This is a genomic window from Stenotrophomonas sp. GD03680 (genome assembly GCF_029844625.1).
Taxonomy (GTDB): domain Bacteria; phylum Pseudomonadota; class Gammaproteobacteria; order Xanthomonadales; family Xanthomonadaceae; genus Stenotrophomonas; species Stenotrophomonas maltophilia_P.
In genome coordinates this window covers 1-22,202 of sequence record NZ_JAOCKC010000002.1, presented here as the reverse complement: position 1 = coordinate 22,202, position 22,202 = coordinate 1, and the positions used below count along the sequence as shown (strand labels likewise).

Annotated in this window: 21 protein-coding genes; 12 read left to right on the top strand and 9 right to left on the bottom strand. The window is 68.7% G+C overall.

The genetic code is table 11. The features are described 5' to 3' along the window. Positions 1-142 precede the first annotated feature (142 nt). The 9 genes from N5J29_RS02525 to N5J29_RS02485 all read left to right on the top strand — a co-directional run bounded on the left by N5J29_RS02525 (position 143) and on the right by N5J29_RS02485 (position 10,456). Positions 143-616 (top strand): hypothetical protein, encoded by a 474-nt coding sequence (locus N5J29_RS02525; RefSeq protein WP_164150512.1) that lies wholly within the window; start codon positions 143-145, stop codon positions 614-616. A 490-nt stretch (positions 617-1,106) separates the two neighbouring features. After that, entirely contained in the window at positions 1,107-2,996 is a 1,890-nt protein-coding gene (gene mnmG / locus N5J29_RS02520; RefSeq protein ID WP_164150510.1) for a tRNA uridine-5-carboxymethylaminomethyl(34) synthesis enzyme MnmG, read from the top strand. 90 nt (positions 2,997-3,086) lie between these two features. After that, positions 3,087-3,617, top strand: a complete 531-nt coding sequence (locus tag N5J29_RS02515) for a gamma carbonic anhydrase family protein (protein WP_053517982.1) — start codon at positions 3,087-3,089, stop codon at positions 3,615-3,617. A gap of 122 nt (positions 3,618-3,739) precedes the next feature. Continuing rightward, on the top strand, positions 3,740-4,429 hold the full coding sequence (locus N5J29_RS02510) for an RDD family protein (protein WP_164150508.1): 690 nt from the start codon (positions 3,740-3,742) through the stop codon (positions 4,427-4,429). Beyond that, the gene (locus N5J29_RS02505; RefSeq protein ID WP_053517980.1) at positions 4,426-5,418 is read left to right on the top strand and encodes a stage II sporulation protein M; all 993 of its coding nucleotides are present in this window, start codon (positions 4,426-4,428) and stop codon (positions 5,416-5,418) included. Before N5J29_RS02510 ends, N5J29_RS02505 begins: the two co-directional genes overlap by 4 nt. Next, a complete protein-coding gene (locus tag N5J29_RS02500; protein WP_164150506.1) occupies positions 5,408-6,997 on the top strand; it encodes a DUF4129 domain-containing protein in 1,590 nt (529 codons plus the stop codon). The genes N5J29_RS02505 and N5J29_RS02500 overlap by 11 nt, the downstream gene beginning before the upstream one ends. Further along, a complete protein-coding gene (locus tag N5J29_RS02495) occupies positions 6,994-8,178 on the top strand; it encodes a DUF4350 domain-containing protein (protein ID WP_164150504.1) in 1,185 nt (394 codons plus the stop codon). The genes N5J29_RS02500 and N5J29_RS02495 overlap by 4 nt, the downstream gene beginning before the upstream one ends. Next, the gene (locus N5J29_RS02490) at positions 8,175-9,161 is read left to right on the top strand and encodes a MoxR family ATPase (RefSeq protein ID WP_053517976.1); all 987 of its coding nucleotides are present in this window, start codon (positions 8,175-8,177) and stop codon (positions 9,159-9,161) included. The genes N5J29_RS02495 and N5J29_RS02490 overlap by 4 nt, the downstream gene beginning before the upstream one ends. Further along, the gene (locus N5J29_RS02485; RefSeq protein ID WP_065174310.1) at positions 9,158-10,456 is read left to right on the top strand and encodes a DUF58 domain-containing protein; all 1,299 of its coding nucleotides are present in this window, start codon (positions 9,158-9,160) and stop codon (positions 10,454-10,456) included. The genes N5J29_RS02490 and N5J29_RS02485 overlap by 4 nt, the downstream gene beginning before the upstream one ends. Before the next feature lie 92 nt (positions 10,457-10,548). On the opposite strand, the gene N5J29_RS02480 is transcribed toward N5J29_RS02485, so the two are convergent. Together N5J29_RS02480 and N5J29_RS02475 are read right to left on the bottom strand one after the other, a co-directional pair. Then, the gene (locus tag N5J29_RS02480) at positions 10,549-11,727 is read right to left on the bottom strand and encodes a glutathionylspermidine synthase family protein (protein WP_065174309.1); all 1,179 of its coding nucleotides are present in this window, start codon (positions 11,725-11,727) and stop codon (positions 10,549-10,551) included. 7 nt (positions 11,728-11,734) lie between these two features. Beyond that, positions 11,735-12,307: a DUF1190 domain-containing protein gene (locus N5J29_RS02475; protein ID WP_053517972.1), complete on the bottom strand. Its 573-nt coding sequence runs from the start codon at positions 12,305-12,307 to the stop codon at positions 11,735-11,737. Positions 12,308-12,541: 234 nt separating this feature from the next. Between N5J29_RS02475 and ilvD the strand changes: the two genes are divergently transcribed. Continuing rightward, a complete protein-coding gene (gene ilvD / locus N5J29_RS02470; RefSeq protein WP_065174513.1) occupies positions 12,542-14,380 on the top strand; it encodes a dihydroxy-acid dehydratase in 1,839 nt (612 codons plus the stop codon). A gap of 107 nt (positions 14,381-14,487) precedes the next feature. On the opposite strand, the gene dinG is transcribed toward ilvD, so the two are convergent. The 3 genes from dinG to aroE all read right to left on the bottom strand — a co-directional run bounded on the left by dinG (position 14,488) and on the right by aroE (position 18,011). Beyond that, a complete protein-coding gene (gene dinG, locus N5J29_RS02465; protein WP_164150502.1) occupies positions 14,488-16,590 on the bottom strand; it encodes an ATP-dependent DNA helicase DinG in 2,103 nt (700 codons plus the stop codon). A 215-nt stretch (positions 16,591-16,805) separates the two neighbouring features. Then, on the bottom strand, positions 16,806-17,162 hold the full coding sequence (locus N5J29_RS02460; protein WP_065181457.1) for a hypothetical protein: 357 nt from the start codon (positions 17,160-17,162) through the stop codon (positions 16,806-16,808). Positions 17,163-17,165: 3 nt separating this feature from the next. Next, the gene (aroE, locus tag N5J29_RS02455) at positions 17,166-18,011 is read right to left on the bottom strand and encodes a shikimate dehydrogenase (RefSeq protein ID WP_065174307.1); all 846 of its coding nucleotides are present in this window, start codon (positions 18,009-18,011) and stop codon (positions 17,166-17,168) included. Between the two features lie 48 nt (positions 18,012-18,059). On the opposite strand from aroE, the gene N5J29_RS02450 reads away from it, so the two are divergent. Then, positions 18,060-18,923 carry a PD40 domain-containing protein gene (locus N5J29_RS02450; RefSeq protein ID WP_164150500.1) on the top strand — a complete coding sequence of 288 codons (864 nt, stop codon included), beginning with the start codon at positions 18,060-18,062 and terminating at the stop codon, positions 18,921-18,923. Positions 18,924-18,945: 22 nt separating this feature from the next. Here N5J29_RS02450 and N5J29_RS02445 read toward each other — a convergent pair whose 3' ends face one another. The 4 genes from N5J29_RS02445 to N5J29_RS02430 all read right to left on the bottom strand — a co-directional run bounded on the left by N5J29_RS02445 (position 18,946) and on the right by N5J29_RS02430 (position 21,545). Further along, entirely contained in the window at positions 18,946-19,215 is a 270-nt protein-coding gene (locus tag N5J29_RS02445) for an SHOCT domain-containing protein (protein WP_111187207.1), read from the bottom strand. 33 nt (positions 19,216-19,248) lie between these two features. Then, positions 19,249-20,238: a porphobilinogen synthase gene (gene hemB, locus N5J29_RS02440; RefSeq protein ID WP_053517964.1), complete on the bottom strand. Its 990-nt coding sequence runs from the start codon at positions 20,236-20,238 to the stop codon at positions 19,249-19,251. Positions 20,239-20,257: 19 nt separating this feature from the next. Further along, the gene (locus N5J29_RS02435) at positions 20,258-21,175 is read right to left on the bottom strand and encodes a bestrophin family ion channel (protein WP_164150498.1); all 918 of its coding nucleotides are present in this window, start codon (positions 21,173-21,175) and stop codon (positions 20,258-20,260) included. Between the two features lie 121 nt (positions 21,176-21,296). Further along, positions 21,297-21,545, bottom strand: a complete 249-nt coding sequence (locus N5J29_RS02430) for a hypothetical protein (RefSeq protein WP_006475755.1) — start codon at positions 21,543-21,545, stop codon at positions 21,297-21,299. Positions 21,546-21,727: 182 nt separating this feature from the next. Between N5J29_RS02430 and N5J29_RS02425 the strand changes: the two genes are divergently transcribed. Then, positions 21,728-22,186, top strand: a complete 459-nt coding sequence (locus tag N5J29_RS02425) for a hypothetical protein (RefSeq protein WP_164150496.1) — start codon at positions 21,728-21,730, stop codon at positions 22,184-22,186. Positions 22,187-22,202 lie beyond the last annotated feature (16 nt).

Here is a 22,202-nt window from a genome sequence, read left to right as displayed (position 1 = left end):
GTATGCCCTCGTGCTGGCGACCCCGGCACAGGTCATGCCAGCATGCAGGCCTTCGCCGCCATTCATCCTGGGTGGTGGAATTAAGGGCCGATTCAATGCCCACGCCCGAAGCTGACTGCACACCCGTTCTGGGGGGACCCACATGAAAACGCGCCTGATGCTTGCCGGTGGCCTGTTGCTGGCCCTGACCGGCTGCACCACCTACGACTATGTCGGCGGTGGCCGCAGCGGCAGCTACTACCACGGTGCGCCGTCGGTGGAGTACCGCTACCCCGCCGGCTATCCCTACAACTACGGCCCGTACTACGGAGGCTATGGCGGCTACGGCGGCTATGGCTACCCGTATTACTCGCGTCCGATCTATCGTCCACCGCACAATCACCGCCCGCCACCGCGCCCGCCGGGCAATGGCGAGAACCGTCCGCCGCGTCCGCCGCGCGAGAACAATGGTGGCTCACCGTGGCGGAACATGGACTCGATGCGACGCCCGCCGCAGACGAGCGTGCAGCGCCCGGCACCGCCGGCCCGCCCGGTGCCGGCACCGAGTGCGCCCAGGATGAACGGTTCCCCCTGGCGCAACATGGATCGTGCGACGCAGCGCACACTTGAGCGCTGAACCGTCTTGCATTTCACACGGTCCAAGCGGCAATCTAAAGCGGTTGTGACGGCCCGCGTCACAAAGTGACAAGAAGCGGTATGGGCCGTCGCGGAAAGCTCTACGTCGATATCCGACAGGAACATCTGGATCCCCCCTGTTCCGGCCCTGTCGGATGTCGGCACCTCTGAAGGCAGACGGCCCCGCAATGCGGGGCCGTCTGTTTTTGCGGATGCCTTCCGCGAAGAAAAACAGGGCCGGACAGTCCCCCGACTGCCGGCCCTCTGCTCCCCCATCGTGCGCCTGTACCGGCCCCTGTTCCAATTCCGGTCACGGGCGCCTTCGGCGCCAGCCACGATGGGTGCTATTGGGTTATCTGCAAAAATCCTGCCAACTTTAGGGTCAATTTCGTCCGGCCCTGGCTTCTCCGGGCGTCGCCCTGCCGAATGGCGCTAAAATCGCCACCCCGGCACCGCCTCCGGCCGCGCCCGCCCCCATCGACTCCGCCCCCATGACCCACTCCTTCCATCGTTACGACGTCATCGTCATCGGCGGTGGCCACGCCGGCACCGAGGCCGCGCTGGCCGCGGCCCGCACCGGCGTGCGCACCCTCCTGCTGACCCACAACATCGAAACGGTGGGCGCGATGAGCTGCAATCCGGCCATCGGCGGTATCGGCAAGGGCCATCTGGTCAAGGAGATCGACGCGCTTGGCGGGGCGATGGCGCATGCCGCCGACCGCGCCGGCATCCAGTGGCGCACGCTCAATGCCTCCAAGGGTCCGGCGGTGCGCGCCACCCGCTGCCAGGCCGACCGCAACCTGTACCGCATGGCGATCCGCGCCCTCGTCGAGGGCCAGGCCAACCTGACCGTGTTCCAGGCGGCCGTCGATGATCTGGTCATCGAGGGCGACGCCGTGCGCGGCGTCATCACCCAGACCGGCCTGCGCTTCGATGCGGAGGCCGTGGTGCTGACCGCCGGCACCTTCCTGGCCGGCAAGATCCACGTCGGTCCGACCCAGTACGCCGCCGGCCGCATGGGCGATCCGCCGGCCACCACGCTGGCCGCACGCCTGCGCGAGCGCCCGTTCCAGGTCGACCGCCTGAAGACCGGCACGCCACCGCGCATCGACGGCCGCTCGCTGGATTACGGCGTGATGGACGAGCAGCCCGGTGACACGCCGCGGCCGGTGATGTCCTTCCTCGGCTCGGTGGACGAACATCCGCAGCAGGTCAGCTGCTGGATCACCCATACCACCGAGCAGACCCACCAGATCATCCGTGACGCCCTGCACCGCTCGCCGCTGTACAGCGGCCAGATCGAAGGCATCGGCCCGCGTTACTGCCCCTCCATCGAGGACAAGGTGGTGCGCTTCGCCGAAAAGGCCAGCCACCAGATCTTCGTCGAGCCTGAGGGGCTGGGCATCGTCGAGATCTATCCCAACGGCATCTCCACCTCGCTGCCGTTCGACGTGCAGCTGGAGATGGTGCGCAGCATCCGGGGCTTCCAGAACGCGCACATCACCCGCCCCGGCTACGCCATCGAGTACGACTTCTTCGATCCGCGCGGGTTGAAGGCTTCGCTGGAAACCAAGCTGGTCAACGGCCTGTTCTTCGCTGGCCAGATCAACGGCACCACCGGTTATGAAGAGGCGGCCGCGCAGGGCCTGCTGGCCGGCCTCAATGCGGCCCGCCAGGTGCGCGGCCTGGATGGCTGGTGCCCGCGCCGCGACGAAGCGTATCTGGGCGTGCTGGTGGATGATCTGATCACCCACGGCACCAACGAGCCGTACCGCATGTTCACCAGCCGCGCCGAGTACCGGCTGCAGCTGCGCGAGGACAACGCCGACCAGCGCCTGACTCCGGTTGGCCGCGACATGGGACTGGTCGATGATCGGCGCTGGATGGCGTTCGAGGCCAAGCAGGCTGCCGTAGCCGCCGAACGTGCGCGGCTGGGGGCGCTGTGGGCGACCCCGGCCAATGCCCTGGGCCGCGAAGTGCAGGACACGCTGGGGGTGACTGTCAGCCGCGAAACCAATGTGCTCGACCTGATCAAGCGCCCCGAGCTGGATTACGCGCAGCTGATGCAGGTGCCCTCGCTCGGCCCGGCAGTGGCCGATGGCAAGGTGGCCGAGCAGGTCGAGATCGGCGTGAAATACGCCGGCTACCTAGACCGCCAGCGCGACGAGATCGCGCGCCAGCAGCGGCACGAAGCCACGCCGATCGCTGAAGGCTTCGACTACGCCAGCGTGCGTGGCCTGTCGGCCGAAGTGCTGCAGAAGCTGGAACGTGTGCGTCCGCAGACCATTGGCCAGGCGCAGCGCATCCCCGGCATGACGCCGGCCGCGATCTCGCTGCTGCTGGTGCACCTGGAGCGCGCTCGCCGCGGACGCGTGGCGTAACGCAGCATCGACGGTGGCGCCGGGCCATGCCCGGCGAGCGCAGCGGCCCGCGTATCATCGTCGCGATCGCCCTGATTTCCGGAGACACCGATGACCCCGCTGCGCCCTTTCCGCGACAAGATGCCGGTGCTCGGCGCACGCGTATACGTCGACCCGGCGTGTACCCTCATTGGTGACGTGGAGCTTGCCGACGATGTTTCGATCTGGCCGGGTACCGTCATCCGTGGCGACGTCAATTTCGTCCGCATCGGCGCCCGCACCAACGTGCAGGACGGCACCATCATCCACGTCAGCCATCACAGCCCGTACAACAAGGCCGGCCATCCGACCCTGATCGGCGAAGGCGTGACAGTCGGCCACGGCTGCATCATCCATGCCTGCAGCATCGGCGATTACAGCCTGATCGGAATGGGCGCCTGCATCCTCGATGGCGCGCGCGTGGAGCGCCACGGCTTCGTCGGTGCTGGTGCAGTGGTGGGCCCGGGCAAGGTGGTCGGCGAAGGCGAACTCTGGCTGGGCAATCCCGCCCGGCCGGCGCGCATGCTGAGCGACAGGGAGATCGAGTCGCTGCATTACTCGGCCGACCACTACGTCCGGCTGAAGGACGAATACCTGGGCTGAGGCCCTCGACTGCCGGCGCGCTCTGCTAAAGTCTGGGCCCGACCAGGAACTGTCGAGACACCCATGCCTGTGGTTGCCAGCCGGAGAGGACTCCAGCGCCCACAACGAAGGCCGTCGCTCTGATGGCCGCACCGATGCTCGACACCTACCGCGAGGTGGTGACGCCGGAAGGCGTGCCGCTGCAGCTGCCGGCCGCCGGTCCGGTGCCACGTGCGCTGGCCTGGCTGGTCGATCTGGCCATTCGTTTCGCGATTCTTGCCGCGCTGTCGATCCCGCTGGCACTGTTGAAGGAATTCGGCACCGGCCTCTACCTGGCCCTGATGTTCCTGGTGTACTGGGCGTATCCGATCGTCTGCGAGGCGCTGTGGGGCCGCACCCCGGGCAAGCGCGCGCTGGGCCTGCGCGTGCTGGCCCGTGATGGCGCGCCGGTGGGCTGGATGGCGGCGATCACCCGCAACCTGCTGCGGACCGTCGACATGCTGCCGTTCGCCTACGCGCTAGGCCTGCTCAGCAGCCTGTTCGACGCGCATGGCCGCCGCCTGGGCGATCTGGTCGCCGGCACCGTGGTGGTGCACGCGCCGGCGCTGTACCTGCCGCCGCCGGCCACCATCGACAGCGTGCTGGCGCCACCGCAGCCGCTGCGGCCGGAGGAACAGGCGGCGCTGCTGGCCTTCGCCGAACGTGCCCCGCGGCTGGCACCGCTCCGCCAGCAGGAACTGGCCGCCATCGCCGAACCATTGACCGGCACCCATGGCCAGATCGGCGTGCTGCGCCTGTATGCGATGGCCAACTGGTTGCTGGGACGGCGATGAAGCAGGAACAGTTCGTCGCCCGCCATCAGCAGGAATGGCTGGACCTGGAGCAGTGGCTGCTGCTGCGTGCCGGCGCCTCCCGCCGTCGCCGCCGCCAGCCCGCGGCCACCACGCTGGACGACACTGCGTTTCCACAGCGTTACCGGCGGCTGTGCCAGCAGCTGGCACTGGCCCGTGAGCGGGGCTACAGCCCGCAGTTGGTGCAGCGCCTGCAACAGCTGATGCAGCAGGGCCACAGCGTGCTGTACCGGACGCCTCCCACGCGCTGGCGGCGCGCGCTTGAATTCCTGGTGGCCGATTTCCCGCTGCTGGTGCGCAGCCAGGCACGCAGCATGTGGGCCGCCCTGGCGATGTTCGCGCTGCCGGCGGTGGGCTGCTTCGTGCTGGTGCAGCTGTACCCGGACCTGATCCACCAGGTGATGGACAACCGCCAGATCGCCGAAATGGAACGCATGTACGACCCGGCTGCCGAACGCCTGGGCCGCGACAGCGGTACCGACTGGATGATGTTCGGCCACTACATCATGAACAACATCAGCATCGCCCTGCGCACTTTCGCCAGCGGCCTGCTGGCCGGGCTGGGCACGCTGCTGGTGCTGTTGTTCAATGGCGTCATCATCGGCGCGGTGGCCGGCCACCTGCAGCACATCGGCCATGGTGATCCCTTCTGGCGCTTCGTGGTCGGCCACGGTGCATTCGAGCTCACCGCCATCGTCATCGCAGGCGGCGCCGGTCTTCAGCTGGGCATGAAGCTGCTGGCGCCCGGACGCCGCAGCCGCCTGGACGCACTGGTCGAAGGTGGCCGCATCGGTGCCCGGCTGTGCCTGGGCGTGGCCTTCATGTTGCTGGTCGCGGCGTTCGTGGAGGCGTTCTGGTCGTCCATTGCCGAAGTGCCGGCGTGGGGCAAGTTCAGTGTGGCCGGGGTGCTGTGGGCCGGCGTGCTGCTGTGGTTGTGGCGTGGCGGACGCGGAGGCGGCGATGCGCATTGATCGCCTGGACGTCGTGCTGCGCGCACGCAGCGGCTGGGAAGCGATGGAGCTGGGCAGCGCGCTGACCCGCCGGCATGCGCGTGCGGTGTGGGGCAGCTGGCTGCTGGCCAGCGCACCACTGTTCGTGATCGCCAACGCACTGGGCTGGTGGCTGGACGCATTTGGCCTGGCCTGGCTGCTGATGTGGTGGTGCAAGCCCGTGTTCGAACGCGCGCCGCTGTATGTGCTGTCACGCGGTGTGTTCGGCGAGCCGGTCACCGCCCTGGCCGCCCTGCGGGCACTGCGGCAGTGGGGCAACCGTGGTTTCTGGGGCTACCTGGGCTGGCGTCGCTTCAGCGTGCTGCGCAGCCTGTGCCTGCCGGTCAACCTGCTGGAGGGCAACACCGCCGAACAGCGTGGCCCGCGCCGGCGCGCGGTCGCAGCCGGCGCGGCGGGTCCGGCGCTGGTGCTGACCGTAGCCTGCATGGTGTTCGAGGGCGTACTGGTCGCAGGCGCGATCGGCGCGGTGTTCATGTTCATCCCGTTCGAGCTGCTCTCCGATTCCTGGCGCGCGGCCTGGGACATGATCGGCAAGGACACGCCCGCCTGGGCGAAGCTGGGATTCAATCTGGCCTGCTGGCTGGCCTCCGTGCTGATCGGGCCGTTCTACGTCGGCGCCGGGTTCGGCCTGTACTTGAATCGACGTACGCAGATGGAAGCCTGGGACGTGGAGATCGCCCTGCGCCGGCTGCGCGAACGCCTGCTGCCGGTTGCCTCGTCGCTGGCGCTGCTGCTGTGCCTGGCACTGCCGCTCACCTCCATGCCGGTGCACGCGCAGGAGGGTGACGCATCGAGCAACCGCAAGAGCGACGCGCGCCGGGCACCGCAGATCAGCCCCGGCGATACACCCGCCATGATCTTCGGCGACACCCCGGTGGATACCGCGGGCTTCCGCCAGGCCGTGAGCCGCGCCTACGAGGATCCATTGCAGCGCCCGACCCGCCAGGTCACGCAGTGGAAAGCGATCGAAGAGGCGGAAGAGAAAAAGGACGCACGCAAGGAACTGGAACGCGACGGCAGCAGCCAGAGCCAACGCACGTCGCGCAGCAGCAGCATCGCCTGGCTGGCGCGATTGGCCGAATGGGGCCTGTGGGGCCTGCTCGGTGCCCTCCTTCTGGTGCTGGTGCTGACTGCACGGTTGTGGCTGCCGTGGCTGCGCGGCTCGGGCCGCCGCCGGGCCGCAGCGGCGCCGCACGTGGTCGAGGAACAGGTCGAGCTGCCGGTGGTGCTGCCGCCGGACGTGGCGACCCAGGCTGGTCTGCTGTGGGACCAGGGCCGGCCGCGCCAGGCGCTGGCCCTGTTGTACCGGGCCAGCGTGCGCACGGTCAGCGAGCGTGCCGGCATCGCACTGCCTCCGGGCGCCACCGAATCGCAGTGCCTGCGTGCCTCGCGACGCATGCCCGACAGCGTCGACCGTGAACTGTTCGCGCGCATCGTGCGGATGTGGCAATACGCCGCCTACGGTGGTCACCTGCCCAGCCGCGGCGATTTCGATGCGCTGGCCACGACCCTGCGCCAGCAGTACGGGTGGCAGGCATGAACCCGCGCCTGTTCTGGTCACTGTTGCTGGGGACGCTGCTGCTGCTCGGCGTGCCACTGGCGATCCTGTTCATGCGTACCCATGAGCGGGTCACCGAAACGGTCACGCTGCCACCGCAGGGCGAGGCCCGTTACAACCCGCTGTACGTGCTCGGGCAGGCGCTGCGCGCCGATGGCATCGAGGTGCATGCGCGGCCGCGGCTGGACCTGCAGCAGATGGCGCTGGGGCCGCAGGACACGGTGGTGCTGCTGCAGGACAGCAGCGAGCTGCCGGCGCCGGCCGCCAGGGCGCTGTTGGCGTGGGTCGACGGCGGTGGCCATCTGCTGCTGCGCACGCCGCCGCCGGCCGAGGACGATGCCGACAGCACGCAGGGGCCGCTGCTGGATGCACTCGGCGTGGACAGCCTTTACCAGCGCAGCGACTGCCAGCCCTTCCATGTCCAGGACGATCCCGGCCACGTGGAATTCTGCAAGGGCCGGCGCTTCACGCTTGGCTTCGCCGCTGAGGCGCGGACCGAACGCCGGTGGGGCAGCGGGCACGACCTGGTGTTCGCGCGCCTGCGTCACGGCCAGGGCCGGGTGAGCGTGCTGGCGGACATGGATTTCATGCGCAGCGAAGTGGAGTCGCAGGCCGCGCGGATGGCCGCAGCCAAGGGCCAGGCCAGCGACGGCCTGCACGACCGTTCCCACCGCGATCTGACCCGCTACCTGCTCGATCCCAATTACGGCAAGGGCGCCATGTGGCTGGTCTATGCCAGTCGTCCGCCGTCACTGTGGGTGCGCCTGTTCTACCAGGGCTGGCCGCTGTGGGTACCGCTGCTGATGGCACTGCTGGCCTGGCTGTGGGCGCGCTCGCAGCGGTTCGGCAGCCTGTTGCCATCACCCGTGATCGAGCGCCGCTCGCTGCTGGAACATGTGCGCGCCAGCGGCGAACTGCTGCTGCGCTTCGGCCAGGGCGTGCGCCTGTACCAGGCCGTGCATGCCCTGTTCGTGCATCGCCTGCGCCTGCGCGCGCCACTCGCTGCTGCGCTGGAAGGCGCGCCACGCGAACAGGCCATCGCCGAACTGCTGCAGTGGCCGCGCAGCCGCGTTGCCAGTGCCCTGACTCCGCCTCCGCCGCACGATTCCTCCGCCCTGCGCGAGCGCATCCGCTTGCTGCTCCAGATGAGATCCCTGCTATGACCGAAGTCCCCGAACGTCCGGCGGCCGCCAATGCCCGCCTGATCGAACGCGTCGACGCCATCCGCCAGGCCGTCGGCCACGCCTTCATCGGCCAGGCTGACGTGCTTGACCAGATCCTGGTTGCCCTTCTGGCTGGCGGCCATGTCCTGATCGAAGGCGTGCCCGGACTGGGCAAGACACTGCTGGTGCGCGCACTGGCGCAGGCACTGGAACTGGACTATGGCCGCGTGCAGTTCACGCCGGACCTGATGCCCAGCGATGTCAGCGGCCACGCCGTCTACGATCCGAAGAGCGAGAGCTTCAAGATCCGTCGCGGGCCGGTGTTCACCAACCTGCTGCTGGCCGACGAGATCAACCGGGCACCGGCCAAGACCCAGTCCGCACTGCTGGAAGTGATGCAGGAGGGCCAGGTGACCATCGAAGGCAAAGCCTTCACCCTGGCGCCGCCGTTCATGGCCCTGGCCACGCAGAACCCGCTGGAACAGGAAGGCACCTACCCGCTGCCGGAAGCGCAGCTGGATCGCTTCCTGTTGAAGGTGCTGATCGACTATCCGCAGCTGGAGGACGAGAAACGCATGGTCACGGCCATCACCCGTGGCCGCGCCGCCAGCGATTTCGACCTGAGCCGGGTGCCGCGCGTACTGGGCGCCGGAGAACTGCTGCAGCTGCAGCAGGCCACGGCCGCGATCACCGTCGATGACGAAGTGATCGACTACGCCGTGCGCATCGTCGCCGCCACCCGGCAATGGCCCGGCATCGCCGTGGGCGCTGGACCGCGCGGCAGCATCGCACTGGTGCGTGCTGCGCGCGCGCAGGCCGTGCTGGCCGGTCGTGACTTCGTCACCCCCGATGACGTGCGCGACATCGCGCGTCCGGCGCTGCGCCACCGCATCGCGCTGGCACCGGAACTGCAGATCGAAGGCCAGGACGCCGACGATGTGCTGGGTGCGCTGCTGGCCAAGGTGGAAGCACCGCGCCGATGAGGCCTGCGCCGCTGCTGCTGGTCCTGCTGCTGGCCTGGGCTGCGCTGGGAGGCGTGGTGCTGGCTGGCGCATTGCCGCGCTGGAGCTGGGCACTGGTCGCCACGGTGATCGGTACGCTGGCGTTGCTGGACCTGTGGCGGCAGGCCCGGCGACCGTCGCCACAGGTGCAGCGCGAGCTGCCCGAAGCGCTGGCCCTGGGCGTGCGCCGCGAGGTGGGCCTGCGCCTGCAGACCACAGAGCCGATGCGGGTGCAGGTATTCGATCTGGTGCCGGGTGGCTGGCCGCTGGAGTCGCTGCCCCAGCGCGTGCAGCTGCGTCCCGGGCATGCCTGCGCGCTGCACTACACCCTGCAGCCGCAGCAGCGCGGACGCTTCCGCTTCGAGGGCGTGCAGCTGCGCATCCGCTCGCCATGGCGCCTGTGGTGGCAGCAGCGCACCCTGCCCCCTCTGCTGGACGTCCGCGTCTATCCGAACTTCGTGCCGCTGACCCGCTTCGCGCTGTTCAGCGCCGATCAGGCCTCACGCCTGGTGGGCGCCCACGTGAAGCGCCGGCGTGGTGAGGGCACTGACTTCCACCAGATGCGCGAGTACCGCGTCGGCGACAGCCTGCGCCAGCTCGACTGGAAGGCCACCGCCCGCGCACGCAAGCTGATCTCCCGCGAGTACCAGGACGAGAAGAACCAGCAGTTGCTGCTGATGCTCGACAGTGGCCGCCGCATGCTGGCCAGCGAAGGCGGACTCTCGCACTTCGACCATGCCTTGAACGCCTCGCTGGTGGTCGCCTATCTGGCGTTGCGGCAGGGCGATGCGGCTGGCCTGTTCGCCGTCGGCGGCGAGCGTCGGTGGGTGCAGCCACAGCGCGGCATGGGCACCGTCGAGCATCTGCTGCGGGCCAGCTACGACCTGCAGCCGCAGCCGGTAGCCACCGATTACCTGGCCGCCGCCACCGAAGTATCCCTGCGCCAGCGACGCCGTGCGCTGGTGATGCTGGTCAGCAACGTGCGCGACGAAGACATCGAGGACCTCCTGGCCGCGGTGCGCCTGCTGCAGCGCCGCCACCTGGTGTGCGTGGCCAGCCTACGCGAGCACGAGCTGGACGGCGCGCTCGAAGGCGAGGTGCATACGCTGGAGGACGCCGCGCAGGCCGGCGCCGCGGCGCTGTACCTGCAGCAGCGCGCGAAGGCGCACGAGGCACTGCGCAGCGAGAAGGTGATGGTTCTGGACGTGACCGCCGATGCCCTGCCGGCCGCGCTGGTGGAACGCTACCTGGCCGTGAAGCGCGAAGGCCTGCTCTGACCGGTAGCGCCGGGCCATGCCCGGCGGATCACCGCACACGCCGGGCATGGCCCGGCGCTACCGTCCACTACGTGTGCGGGTGCGCACCGTGCTCAGACGTAGATCCGCGTCGGCGCCTCGTCAACGATCGCGTGCGGTACGAAGCGCGCGCTGTCGCGGGTGATCGCGCTGTCGTCCTCGCGGATGCCGATGCCGCAGGCGTGGTCACCGACCACCCAGCTGCCGATCAGCGGATAACCGCCTTCGAAGCGGGTCAGCGGATGCGCGCGCTGGATGATCGCCGGTCCATCGTAGGGGCCGTCGCTGCGCTGGGTGCTGCCATCGGCCAGGTGCATTTCGATGTTGGCGCCTTCGCGCGAGAACAGCGGCTTGCGCACCCATCCGGTGGCCAGCGCGCTGCCGTCGTCGAAGTGCGCCTCCAGCAGGTTCGGGTGGCCGACATTGCGCTGCCACAGCAATGGCAGGATGCCCTTGTTGCTCAGCACCGCCTTCCATGCCGGTTCCAGCAGCTGCACGCCCGAGCCGGGCAGCGCGCGGCCAAACTCCTCGGCCATCAGGTCTTCCAGCGGATACAGCTTGAACAGCGTGCCGATCACCGAATCGTCCAGCGCGGTGAAGCGGCCATCCGCGGACAGGCCGATGTCTTCGATGGCGATGCCCTGCCCGTGCAGGCCTGCCTGCGAAGCACAGTCGCGCAGGTATTCCACCGTGCCGCGGTCCTCTTCCGAACTGCCCACGGCGCTGAAGTACAGCGGTGGCGGCAGGCGGCCGGCGAGCTCGCCGAAACGTTCGACCAGTGCCTCATGGATGGCGTTGAACTGGTCGGCATGCTGCGGCAGGCGGCCGGCGTTGCGCTGGTCCTCCAGCCACTGCCACTGGAAGAAACTGGCCTCGAACAGCGAGGTCGGCGTGTCGTAGTTCAGCTCGTACAGCTTGGCCGGACCGGTACCGTCATAGGCCAGATCGAGCCGGCCGTACAGATGCGGCTGGCGCTGGCGCCAGCTGTCGGCGATCCAGTCGCGGTAATGCGCGGGAATCGCCAGCTGGTCCATCAGCCGCTCGCTGGCCACCACGTCGCCCACAAGGTCGAGCGCCATCTGGTGCAGCTCGGCGCTGGGATCTTCGATGTCCTGTTCGATCTGGCGCAGGGTGAAGGCGTAGTACGCGCTTTCATCCCAGTACGGCTGGCCGTCGATGGTGTGGAAGCGGAAACCGGCTTCCTCCGCGCGCGCCCGCCAGTGGGCGCGCTCGGCGATACGGATACGCTGCATGGGTCGATCAGCCGCCGTAGCTGCCGCTGGTGCTGCGACGCGCGCTGGTGTTGCCGAAGCCACCCCGGCTGGCGGTGACGGCACGGTTCGGCTCGCTGGTGACCGGTGCCAGGCCAGCCTTGCCGGCGCCGATGCCGCTGGCGGTGTTCAGGCCCCCCGTACCGCCCGGGGCCGAACGCGCCCAACCCGCATTCTTGTCCTGGTAGGCCGGTGCCGACGCCGGCGCCTGCGGGGCCAGGCCACCGCGGTTGCTCAGCATCTGGGACATGAAGAAGCCCATCATCATCGGGCCGATGAACGAGGTACCTGCCGACGTGTGCTGCTGCACGCACTGCTCGGGCTTGTAGTCCTGCTCGCAGGCCTCCTTGGTGGCGTACTTCGGCGCAGCGTCGGCGGCCTGCTTCTGCGCCTCGGCGAACGCGTTGCGGCACGACGACGGATCACCGGTGGCCTCGGTGCAGGCCTCGACCGAAGTGAACAGGCCTTCCTGCACCTTCACCTCCGGCTCCTTCTGGCAGGCGGTGAACAGCAGCGGTGCGGCGCTCATCAGCAGCAGCGCGGTGGTGCGGGAACGTTTCATGGCCTCATGCCTCAAGCAGCGGATCAATACCCCAATGATGCCCGATCCGGGCCAACAACCGGAATCGGCAAAGTCCGAAAGATGAACGGCGTTTCATTTTCGTCAGGCCCGATCCGCCATCGCCGCATCGCCCGGCGGCGCCGCGCAGACGAGCGGTGGTTGCAGCAGCAACCGAAAAAATTGGCGATGATCGTCCGACACCCCATGTCGTACGGCCCGCCCGTTCCGCCAGCCATGCCCGAATACCGCTCCCGCACCTCCACCGCCGGCCGCAACATGGCCGGCGCCCGCGCCCTGTGGCGTGCCACCGGCATGAAGGACGGCGATTTCCACAAGCCGATCATCGCCATCGCCAACTCGTTCACCCAGTTCGTACCGGGCCACGTGCACCTGAAGGACCTCGGCCAGCTGGTCGCGCGCGAGATCGAGAAGGTCGGCGGCGTCGCCAAGGAGTTCAACACGATCGCCGTGGACGACGGTATCGCGATGGGCCACGACGGCATGCTGTATTCACTGCCCAGCCGCGAGATCATCGCCGACTCGGTCGAGTACATGGTCAACGCGCACTGCGCCGATGCGCTGGTGTGCATTTCCAACTGCGACAAGATCACCCCTGGCATGCTGATGGCCGCACTGCGCCTGAACATCCCGGTGGTGTTCGTGTCCGGCGGGCCGATGGAAGCGGGCAAGACCCGGCTGTCCGAGCACAAGCTGGATCTGGTCGATGCGATGGTCATCGCCGCCGACGAGAGCGCCAGCGATGAAAAGGTGGCCGAGTTCGAGCGCAGCGCCTGCCCCACCTGCGGCTCCTGTTCGGGCATGTTCACCGCCAACTCGATGAACTGCCTGACCGAAGCGCTGGGCCTGTCGCTGCCCGGCAACGGCTCGACCCTGGCCACCCATGCCGACCGCGAACAGCTGTTCCTGCGCGCGGGCCGCCTGATCGTCGAACTGTGCCACCGCTGGTACGGCGGCGAGGAAGAAAGCGCGCTGCCGCGGGGCATCGCCACGCAGGCCGCGTTCGCCAATGCGATGACCCTGGACATCGCCATGGGCGGATCGACCAATACCATCCTGCACCTGCTGGCCGCCGCGCAGGAAGCCGAAGTGGACTTCGACCTGACCCACATCGATGCGCTGTCACGGCGCGTGCCGCAGCTGTGCAAGGTGGCGCCGAACACGCCCAGGTACCACATGGAAGACGTGCACCGCGCGGGTGGCGTGTACGGCATCCTGGGTGAACTGGCGCGCGGCGGCCTGTTGGATACCACCGTGCCGACCGTGCACAGCCGCACCCTGGCCGATGCTCTCGAGCGCTGGGATGTGGCGGTCAGCAGCGAATCAAGCGTGCACGACTTCTTCCGTGCCGGCCCGGCCGGCATCCCCACCCAGGTGGCTTTCAGCCAGGCCACGCGCTGGCCCACGCTGGACGTGGACCGCGCCGAAGGCTGCATCCGCAGCGTCGCGCATGCCTACTCGGCAGAAGGCGGACTGGCCGTGCTGCGCGGCAATCTGGCCGAAGACGGTTGCGTGGTGAAGACCGCAGGCGTGGATGAATCCATCCACGTGTTCGAGGGCAGTGCGCGCGTGTTCGAGAGCCAGGACGCGGCCGTGGCCGGCATCCTCGCCGACGAAGTGAAGGCGGGCGACGTGGTGGTCATCCGCTACGAAGGCCCGAAAGGCGGCCCCGGCATGCAGGAAATGCTCTACCCCACCAGCTACCTGAAATCGAAGGGACTGGGCAAGCAGTGCGCGCTGCTGACCGACGGGCGCTTCTCGGGCGGTACGTCCGGGTTGTCGATCGGGCATGCCTCGCCGGAAGCGGCGGCGGGCGGTGCGATCGGGCTGGTACGCGACGGCGACCGTATCCGCATTGATATTCCGGCGCGGCGGATTGATCTGCTGGTGGATGCGGCGACGTTGGATGCGCGCCGTGCCGAGCAGGATGCGTTGGGATGGAAGCCGCGTGAGGCGCGCCCGCGCAAGGTCACCAGCGCGTTGAAGGCCTACGCCCTGCTCGCCACCAGCGCCGACAAGGGCGCCGTGCGCAACACCGCGCTGCTCGGCGATTAGGCGCCGCCGGACCGTGCGCGGCGGCATTCCCACCTGATCGGTCATTGCACCTGACACAAGCCGCGCTTCGCGCTCGCCGGGCATGGCCCGGCGCTACCTTCCGATCGTCAGCCGATCACGCGCTTGAACGGCGGCAGTGCGTCGATGATGCGCTTGCCGTAACGGCGGGTCAGCAGCCGCGAATCGAGGATGACCACGCGCCCGGTATCGGTGGAGGTACGGATCAGGCGGCCGGCGAACTGGGTCAGCGTGCGCAGCGCGTGTGGAATGGCGATCAGGTTGAACGCGTTGAGTCCACGCGCCTCGAACCACTCGCTCAGGGTAGCGGTCTGCGGATCGGTCGGCACCGCGAACGGTACCTGGGTGATCACCACGGTGGTGCAGGCTTCACCGGGCAGGTCGAGGCCCTCGCCGAACGAGTTCAGCCCGAACAGCACCGAGCCCTCGCCCGCCGCCACGCGCCGCAGGTGTTCGTCGATCAGCCGGGTCTTGGACATCTCGCCCTGTACCAGCACCTGCTTGCGCCGCGCGGCAGGCATCAGTCCGGCGACTTTCTCCATCTTCCAGCGCGAGGTGAACAGCACCATCGAGCCCTTGGCCCAGTCCAGCTCCGTATCGAGGTAACGCGCCACCTCGCGGGGATGGCCTTCGCGGTCGTCGGGCGTGACCGGGAACTTCGGCACGATCAGCTCGGCCTGGTTCGGCAGGTCGAACGGCGAGGACAGCGAAACCATCTCGGCTTCCTCGGGAATGCCATTGTCGATCGCCAGCGACTGGAAATCGCCACCGCCGGTCAGCGTCGCCGAGGTCATCACCACCGAGTCCACCTCGTCCCACAGCAGCTTGCGCAGCACATGCGCGGCCGAGACCGGTGAGCCATGCAGGACCAGATCGCCGTCGCGGGTGGCGGTGACCCAGCGCGCCATCGGCGGCGCACCGTCCTTGTCCTCGCGGCGCCAGGCCTGCCAGAGGTTGTACTGCTGCTCGATCATCTCCAGCGCCATGCCGAGGTTGCGCTGCAGGCGCTCACGCGCCGGGTCGTCCGGCTTGCCCTTGGCCACCTGCGCGGTGGCGGCATGCGCCCAGTTGTAGAGGCTGCGGGTATCGTCGGCCAGCGCTTCGATCGGCTCGCGCCACGCTTCCGGCAGGCGACCGTTGGCCGCGCGCCACATCGGTTCCTCGTCGGCCGGCGCTGGCATCCACACCGCTTCGACATGGTCGCGGAATGCGCGCAGCTGCTTGGCCACGTTGCTGGCGACGTCGATGGCTTCGTTCGGCAGCAGGTTGCCGAGGCGGTCCTTGTCGACCGCGCGATACGCGCCGGCAATCAGGATCTGCAGGCGGCCGGTGCGTTTGGCCATCTCGTCCAGCGCCAGGCTGGCCGCGCCCTGGTCGATGGCGACGTTACCGATGTGATGGCCCTCGTCCAGCACCAGCAGCATCTCCGAGGGCGCGGCGATCAACGGCTGGCCATTGTCACTGTCGCCGATCGACAGGGCCGACAGCAGCAGCGCGTGATTGGTCACCACGATCTGCGCATCACGCACGGTGTTGCGCGAGCGCAGCACCGCGCACTGCGCCGAATACGCACAGCGCCGCCCGGCACAACCCGACGCCGGCGTGGTGATGCGGCCACGCAGGCCCGGGCTTATGGTCTCCGGCGCATTGTCGATGTCACCGTCCCACTGACCGCTGGTGAAGGCGTCGGTCAGGCGCTTAGCGATGTCCATTTCGATCGGCGCCAGCGGCCGGTCGAACAGGGGCGCGTCATCCTCGAACATGCCGCCCTGCGAGCCCTCGCCCTGGGCCTCGGCGGCATTGCGCGTGCACAGGTAGCGGGTGCGGCCCTTGGCCAGGGCCACGGTCGCTTCCAGTCCGGTGGCCTTGAGGAAGTTCGGGATGTCGCGCTCGACCAGCTGCGACTGCAGCGCCACGGTACCGGTACTGATCACCAGCTTCTTCTTGCTGGCCAGCGCGATCGGCACGCCGGCGGTCAGGTAGCCCAGGCTCTTGCCGACGCCGGTGGGTGCCTCGACCACGCCCACGCCACCGCTTTTCGACAACGCGCGCGACACCACGCCGATCATCTGGCTCTGCGAGCGGCGCGTGGAAAAGCCGGGAGTGTTGGCCTGCAGCGTCGTATAGGCCTTGCGGATCGCGTCCTTCAAGGGCTCATCGAGCGTGCGCGGAGCGGCGACGGTTTCGGTCACGCCGGGAACTACCGTGGCTGGATCAGGCCGGTCATTGTCGCATGGCCGGCGGCCGGGACCGAGGCGCGTGCGCTGAACAGGGTCAGCGGCGTCGGGCCTTGGCGGTCATGGGCTGGATGGCCGTACAGCGCCGGGGCAGATGCGGCGCTTCCGCCGGGCATGGCCCGGCGCTACCCGCCCATCGACGGTCGCGCCGGGACATGCCCGGCCCGACCTTACCGGCCTACCACAGGCGGCCGCTGGCGCAGCAGGCGCACCAGCGCCCAGACCAGCAGCACCATGCCGATCGCTTCCACCATCGCCAGAGCGAAATGCAGCACGCCCAGGATGGCGCTCATGCTCGAAACCGCGCTGAAGTCACCGCTGCTGACCATCCACATCGGCAGGATGCCCGCTGCCATGCTGCCGAGGCTGGCCAGCAGCAACAGCAGCAGCCCGGCCAGCGCGCCGCTGCGGGTGGCATCGCGCGGCGCGCCCACCACCCACACCAGGCCCACGCACAGCGCGATCAGCACCGGCAGGCGCACGCCCACCATGCTCAGCACCGTCACCAGCAGGGTCATGTTGTCCATCGGTCAGTCCTCGCCGGCCAGCGCCAGGGCGCCCTGCCGCAGCTGCTGGTAGACCTCGTCGGTCTGCGGGCGCACACCATGCCACTGCAGGAAGCTCTCGGCGGCCTGCTCGACCAGCATGCCCAGGCCATCGACGGTATTGCGGCACTGCGCCGCACGCGCCCAGGCCAGGAACGCGATGGCCGCCTCGCCGTAGTTCAGGTCGACCGCGGTGGTCATCGAATTGACCAGCGACAGCGGCAGCTTGAACTCCACGTCGCGGTCACGGCCGGCAGAGGTGGCGTTGACGATCAGCTCGAAGTCACCCAGCTCGCGCAGGTCTTCCCAGTAGCGGCTGATGGCGCGGCCCGGCTCGCCCATCGCGTCGATCAGTTCATCGGCGCGTTCCGGCGTACGGTTGACCACCACCAGCTCGGTGATGCCGGCATCGAGCAGCGCCGGGGCGACGCTGCGGGCCGAGCCGCCGGCGCCGATCATCAGCACCCGGCGGCCGCGCAGGTCCAGGCCATGGCGGTCGGTCAGGTCGCGCACTAGGCCGATGCCGTCGGTGGTGTCACCATGCCAGCGCTCGCCCTTGCGCAGCAGCGTGTTGACCGAACCGGCGCGGCGCGCACGGGCCGTCAGCGTAGTGCAGACCGCAAACGCGGCTTCCTTGTGCGGCAGGGTGACGTTGGCACCGACACCACCTTCGGCGGCGAATGCTTCCAGGCCGGCGAGGAAGGCGTCGGGGGCAAGGTCGATCGTGCGGTAGTCGATGGCGATGCCTTCCTGGCGACCGAACGTCGCGTGGATCTGCGGCGACTTCGAGTGGGCGACGGGGTGTCCGAAGACGGCGTAACGGTCGGTCATGGATTCCTCAAGCTGGCTAGACTGGTGCTCTTTCGTGCACGGACCCGGATGATGCGCATCACCCCGACCCTGCTGGTGCTTGCCGCCAGTCTACTCTCTGCCCCCGTGGCGATGGCGTTGAACGAGTACGGCATCGAAGGCATGGGCGTGGTCTCGACCCGTGCCGACGAGGCTCGCGGCACGATCAGTGCCGACGGCCAGCGCATCGTTTTCGCCCGCCGCGGCGAGGGCGGCTGGGGCCTGTGGCAGGCCCGCCTGATCGATGGCCGCTGGCAGCAGGCACAGGCCCTGGCGGTCGACGTCAGCGGTGAGGCCCGGGATCCCTACTTCAGCCGCGATGGCCGATGGCTGCTGTTCGCGGCGGGCACCGAAGGCCAGCTGGCGCTGTACCGTGCCGCCGTGACCCGCGATGGCAAGCTTGGCAACGCACAGGCCCTGCGCGGCGAGCGTGGGCGGTACGAAGAGCGCGGTCCGGCGCTGAGCATGGATGGCCGGCGGCTGCTGTTCGCGCGCCAGCAGGGCCGTGGCGCCGGTTGGGATCTGTTCGTGGCCACCCTGGATGCCGAGGGCGTGCGGGGCCCGGCCACCGCGCTGGCCGCATTGAACAGCGCCGATGACGAGACCGACGCTGACTGGCTGGGCAACGATGGCGCCGTGGTGTTCAGTCGTGACAGCGGCACGAGCGCGCAGGTATGGAGCAGCGGGTGCGCCTGGAGTGGCGTGGCGCTGCAGCCGCTGGGGCTGTCCTTCAACCAGGCAGGCGGCTGGACCGGCGCGCCGGTGATCGACAACGCCAAGCCGGGAGAAATGCTGGTCGCCAGCAGTGCGGCGAAAGCGCCGCGTGCCGGGGGCGTGGATCTCTACCGGTTGGCGGTACCGAAAGTGGCTGCCGTGGCCGGCTGCATGCGGTAGATGCCGGCCCTGGGCACCGCAATCAGCGCGACAGCACCTTGGCGCGCTGCTGTTCGTAGTCCGCCTCGCTCAGCTGGCCCCTGTCCTTGCGCTGGTTGAGCGCGGCCAGTTCGGCCTGCACGCTGTCCGGCAGGGACTGTTCGCGGGCGACCCGACGGGCGGCGGAGAGCTGCTCGGGAGGGCGTTTGCCGGCCCGCCAGGCTGCGATGAACACGCCGACGATGACGGCACCGAACACCAGCGTGCCGACGCCCCAGATCAGCCATTGCATCCATCCCAGTTCGGGTCCCATCAGCCGTTCCTCCCTCCATCGATGCCGCTATTGTCAGCGCTCGCGCAGCCAGCGCGCCACCTGTGGCGCGAAATAGGTCAGCACGCCATCGGCGCCGGCGCGCTTGAAACCAAGCAGCGACTCCATCACGCAGGCGCGCTCGTCCAGCCAGCCATTGGCGAACGCCGCTTTCATCATCGCGTACTCGCCACTGACCTGGTAGGCGAAGGTGGGCACGCCGAACTGTTCCTTCACGCGACGCACCAGATCCAGATACGGCATGCCCGGCTTGACCATCACCATGTCAGCGCCCTCTTCCAGATCCAGCGCGATCTCGCGCATCGCCTCGTCGCCGTTGGCCGGGTCCATCTGGTAGGTCTTCTTGTCCGCCTTGCCGAGGCTGGCCGCGCTGCCCACCGCGTCGCGGAACGGGCCGTAGAAGGCCGAGGCGTACTTGGCCGAGTAGGCCATGATGCGCACATTGAGGTGATGGTCGGCATCGAGCGCGCGCCGGATCGCACCGATGCGGCCATCCATCATGTCCGACGGCGAGACGATGTCCGCGCCGGCTTCGGCATGCGACAACGACTGCTTGACCAGCGCTTCGACCGTGATGTCGTTGAGCACGTAGCCCTTGTCATCGATGATGCCGTCCTGGCCGTGGGTGGTGTAGGGGTCCAGCGCCACATCGGTCATCACGCCCAGCTCCGGGAAGCGCGACTTCAGGGCGCGGATCGCACGCTGCGCCAGTCCGTCCTCCGCCCATGCCGCCGAGGCATCCAGCGACTTCTGCGAGGCGTCGATCACCGGGAACAGATCGATCACCGGGATGCCCAGCTCCAGCGCCTCTTCGGCCACTTTCAGCAGTTCCTCGATGGACAACCGCTCCACACCGGGCATCGACGGCACAGCGGTGCGGCCGGCCGGTTCGTGCACGAACACCGGATAGATCAGATCGTCGGTGGTCAGCGTGTTCTCGCGCATGAGGCGGCGTGAGAACTCGTCATGGCGCATGCGCCGCGGGCGGTAGTGGGGATGAGGCATGGCAGGCTCCGAGGAGTGGCTAGTGCAACAGGTAGCCCTGCGGCAGCAGGGGTTCGGGCAGGGGGCGTTCACCGAGCGCGTCAAGCTGGTCGATCTCGATCGTGCGCACCAGCGCGTCCAGCGGCAGATCGTTCGGCTCCAGGCCGAACGGGTCTTCCATTTCTTCGCCAAGCTGGTCCAGGCCGAAGAAAGCGTAGGCCAGCACCGCCGACAACACCGGCGTGCCCCAACCCAGCGAGCTGGCCAAGCCGAACGGCAGCAGCACACAGAACATCCACGCGCAGCGGTGCAGCAGCAGGGTGTAGGCGAACGGCAGCGGCGTGGTCAGGATCCGCTCGCAGCCTGCCTGGATCGAGGACATTGCATGCAGGCGGTCTTCCAGCTGGGCGTACAGGATCGGATCGAGATCGCCGCTGCGCAGCGCCTGCGCCAGTTCGGCGGCGATCATCGCCAGCACTGCATCGGGGAGGTTCTCGCGCTCGGCCAGCTGCGCACGCTGGCGCTTGTCCAGCCACGGCAGGGCCGCCAGCGCCACGATGCGGCCGCGCAGGCGGGCGGCCAGCGCATGGGCGAAGGCGGTGGCCAGATAGGCGATGCGACGGCGGCGGCCTGCGTCATCCACCAGCAGCAGGTTCACCTGCCGGGCCAGTGAGCGCGATTCGAACACCAGCTGCCCCCACAGCTTGCGGCCTTCCCACCAGCGCTCGTAGCAGGCGCTGTTGCGGAAGCTGAGGAAGATCGACAGGACCAGGCCCAGCAGGGTGAACGGCGTGACCGAGACGCGCTCGATGCCGATCGGCGGTGCCAGTTCCACCACCGCGGCGACGGCGATGGACAGGATCAGGATGGCCAGCACCTTCGGTGCGATCGCCGGAACGATCGATCCGCGCAGGATGTACAGCAGTTGCCAGCCGTGGGGACGAGGTCGGATGATCATGGGGCAGCCGCGCCGGGCGCGGATTCACAGGCACGCGCAGGCTCGCGCAGCCGTTCATTGTACGCCCCTGCCCGGCTGCGGGCCGCAGCCCTGCGACGCCCGGTCGCACCCGGCCACAGGTTCAGATCACGCCACCGCCCAGGCCCAGGCGCAGGATGCCCACCACCACCACGATGCCGTTCAGGACCAGGCCGGCCCAGGCCCGGCCGCGCTTGCTCGGGTGGGTGAACAGAATGCCCAGCGCGGCGATCACCGCGCCGACCGCAGCGAACGGAATGAGGAACCAGTTGCCCCAGCCCAGCAGCGGTATCAGCGCCAGGATCATCCACAGCAGCGCCAATACACCCCACAACAGACTGATCACACCCATCGCCGCTCTCCCGCAGTTGGTTCCCGGCCCCAACCATAGACGTTCCGGCCGCCGTCGCCTACTCCCGTTGGCGGGCCGCTCACCTCAGCCGTGCTAGCGTCTAGATGCCCAGCGCACAGGGCGTTGGCGCCGATTCAGAGTGGCCCACCGATGATCCCATCCAGTCCTGCAGGGGTATTGCCATGAACATCCGTTGGGCCGCACTGGCGGCCATGCTGCTGGTCGCCGCCGGTTGTGCCAGCACCTCCAAGGTCATGCTGGGCCGCGCGCGGGCGCCAATCGACCCGGCACAGGTGCAGATCTATTCAACGCCGCCGGCCGGCTCGCAGGAGATCGCCCAGCTGGAATCCGCCTCGGCGGTGGGCTTCGGCACCCAGGGCCAGACCGACGCCGCCGTGGCGCGGCTGAAGCGCGAAGCCGCAGCACTGGGCGCCAACGGCGTAGTGCTGATGGGCGTGGGCAGCAGCGGCTCGCCGGTGGGCATGTCCGTGGGCGCCGGCAGCTATGGTTCGCATGTGGGCGGCGGTCTCGGCATTGGCATTCCGACCACGCAGAAGCGCGCCGCAGGCGTGGCGATCTGGGTGCCGAACCCGGCGCCGCCGGCACGGTTGCCGACCCAGGTGATCACGCCGCAGCGGTGACGCAGCAGCGTCACCG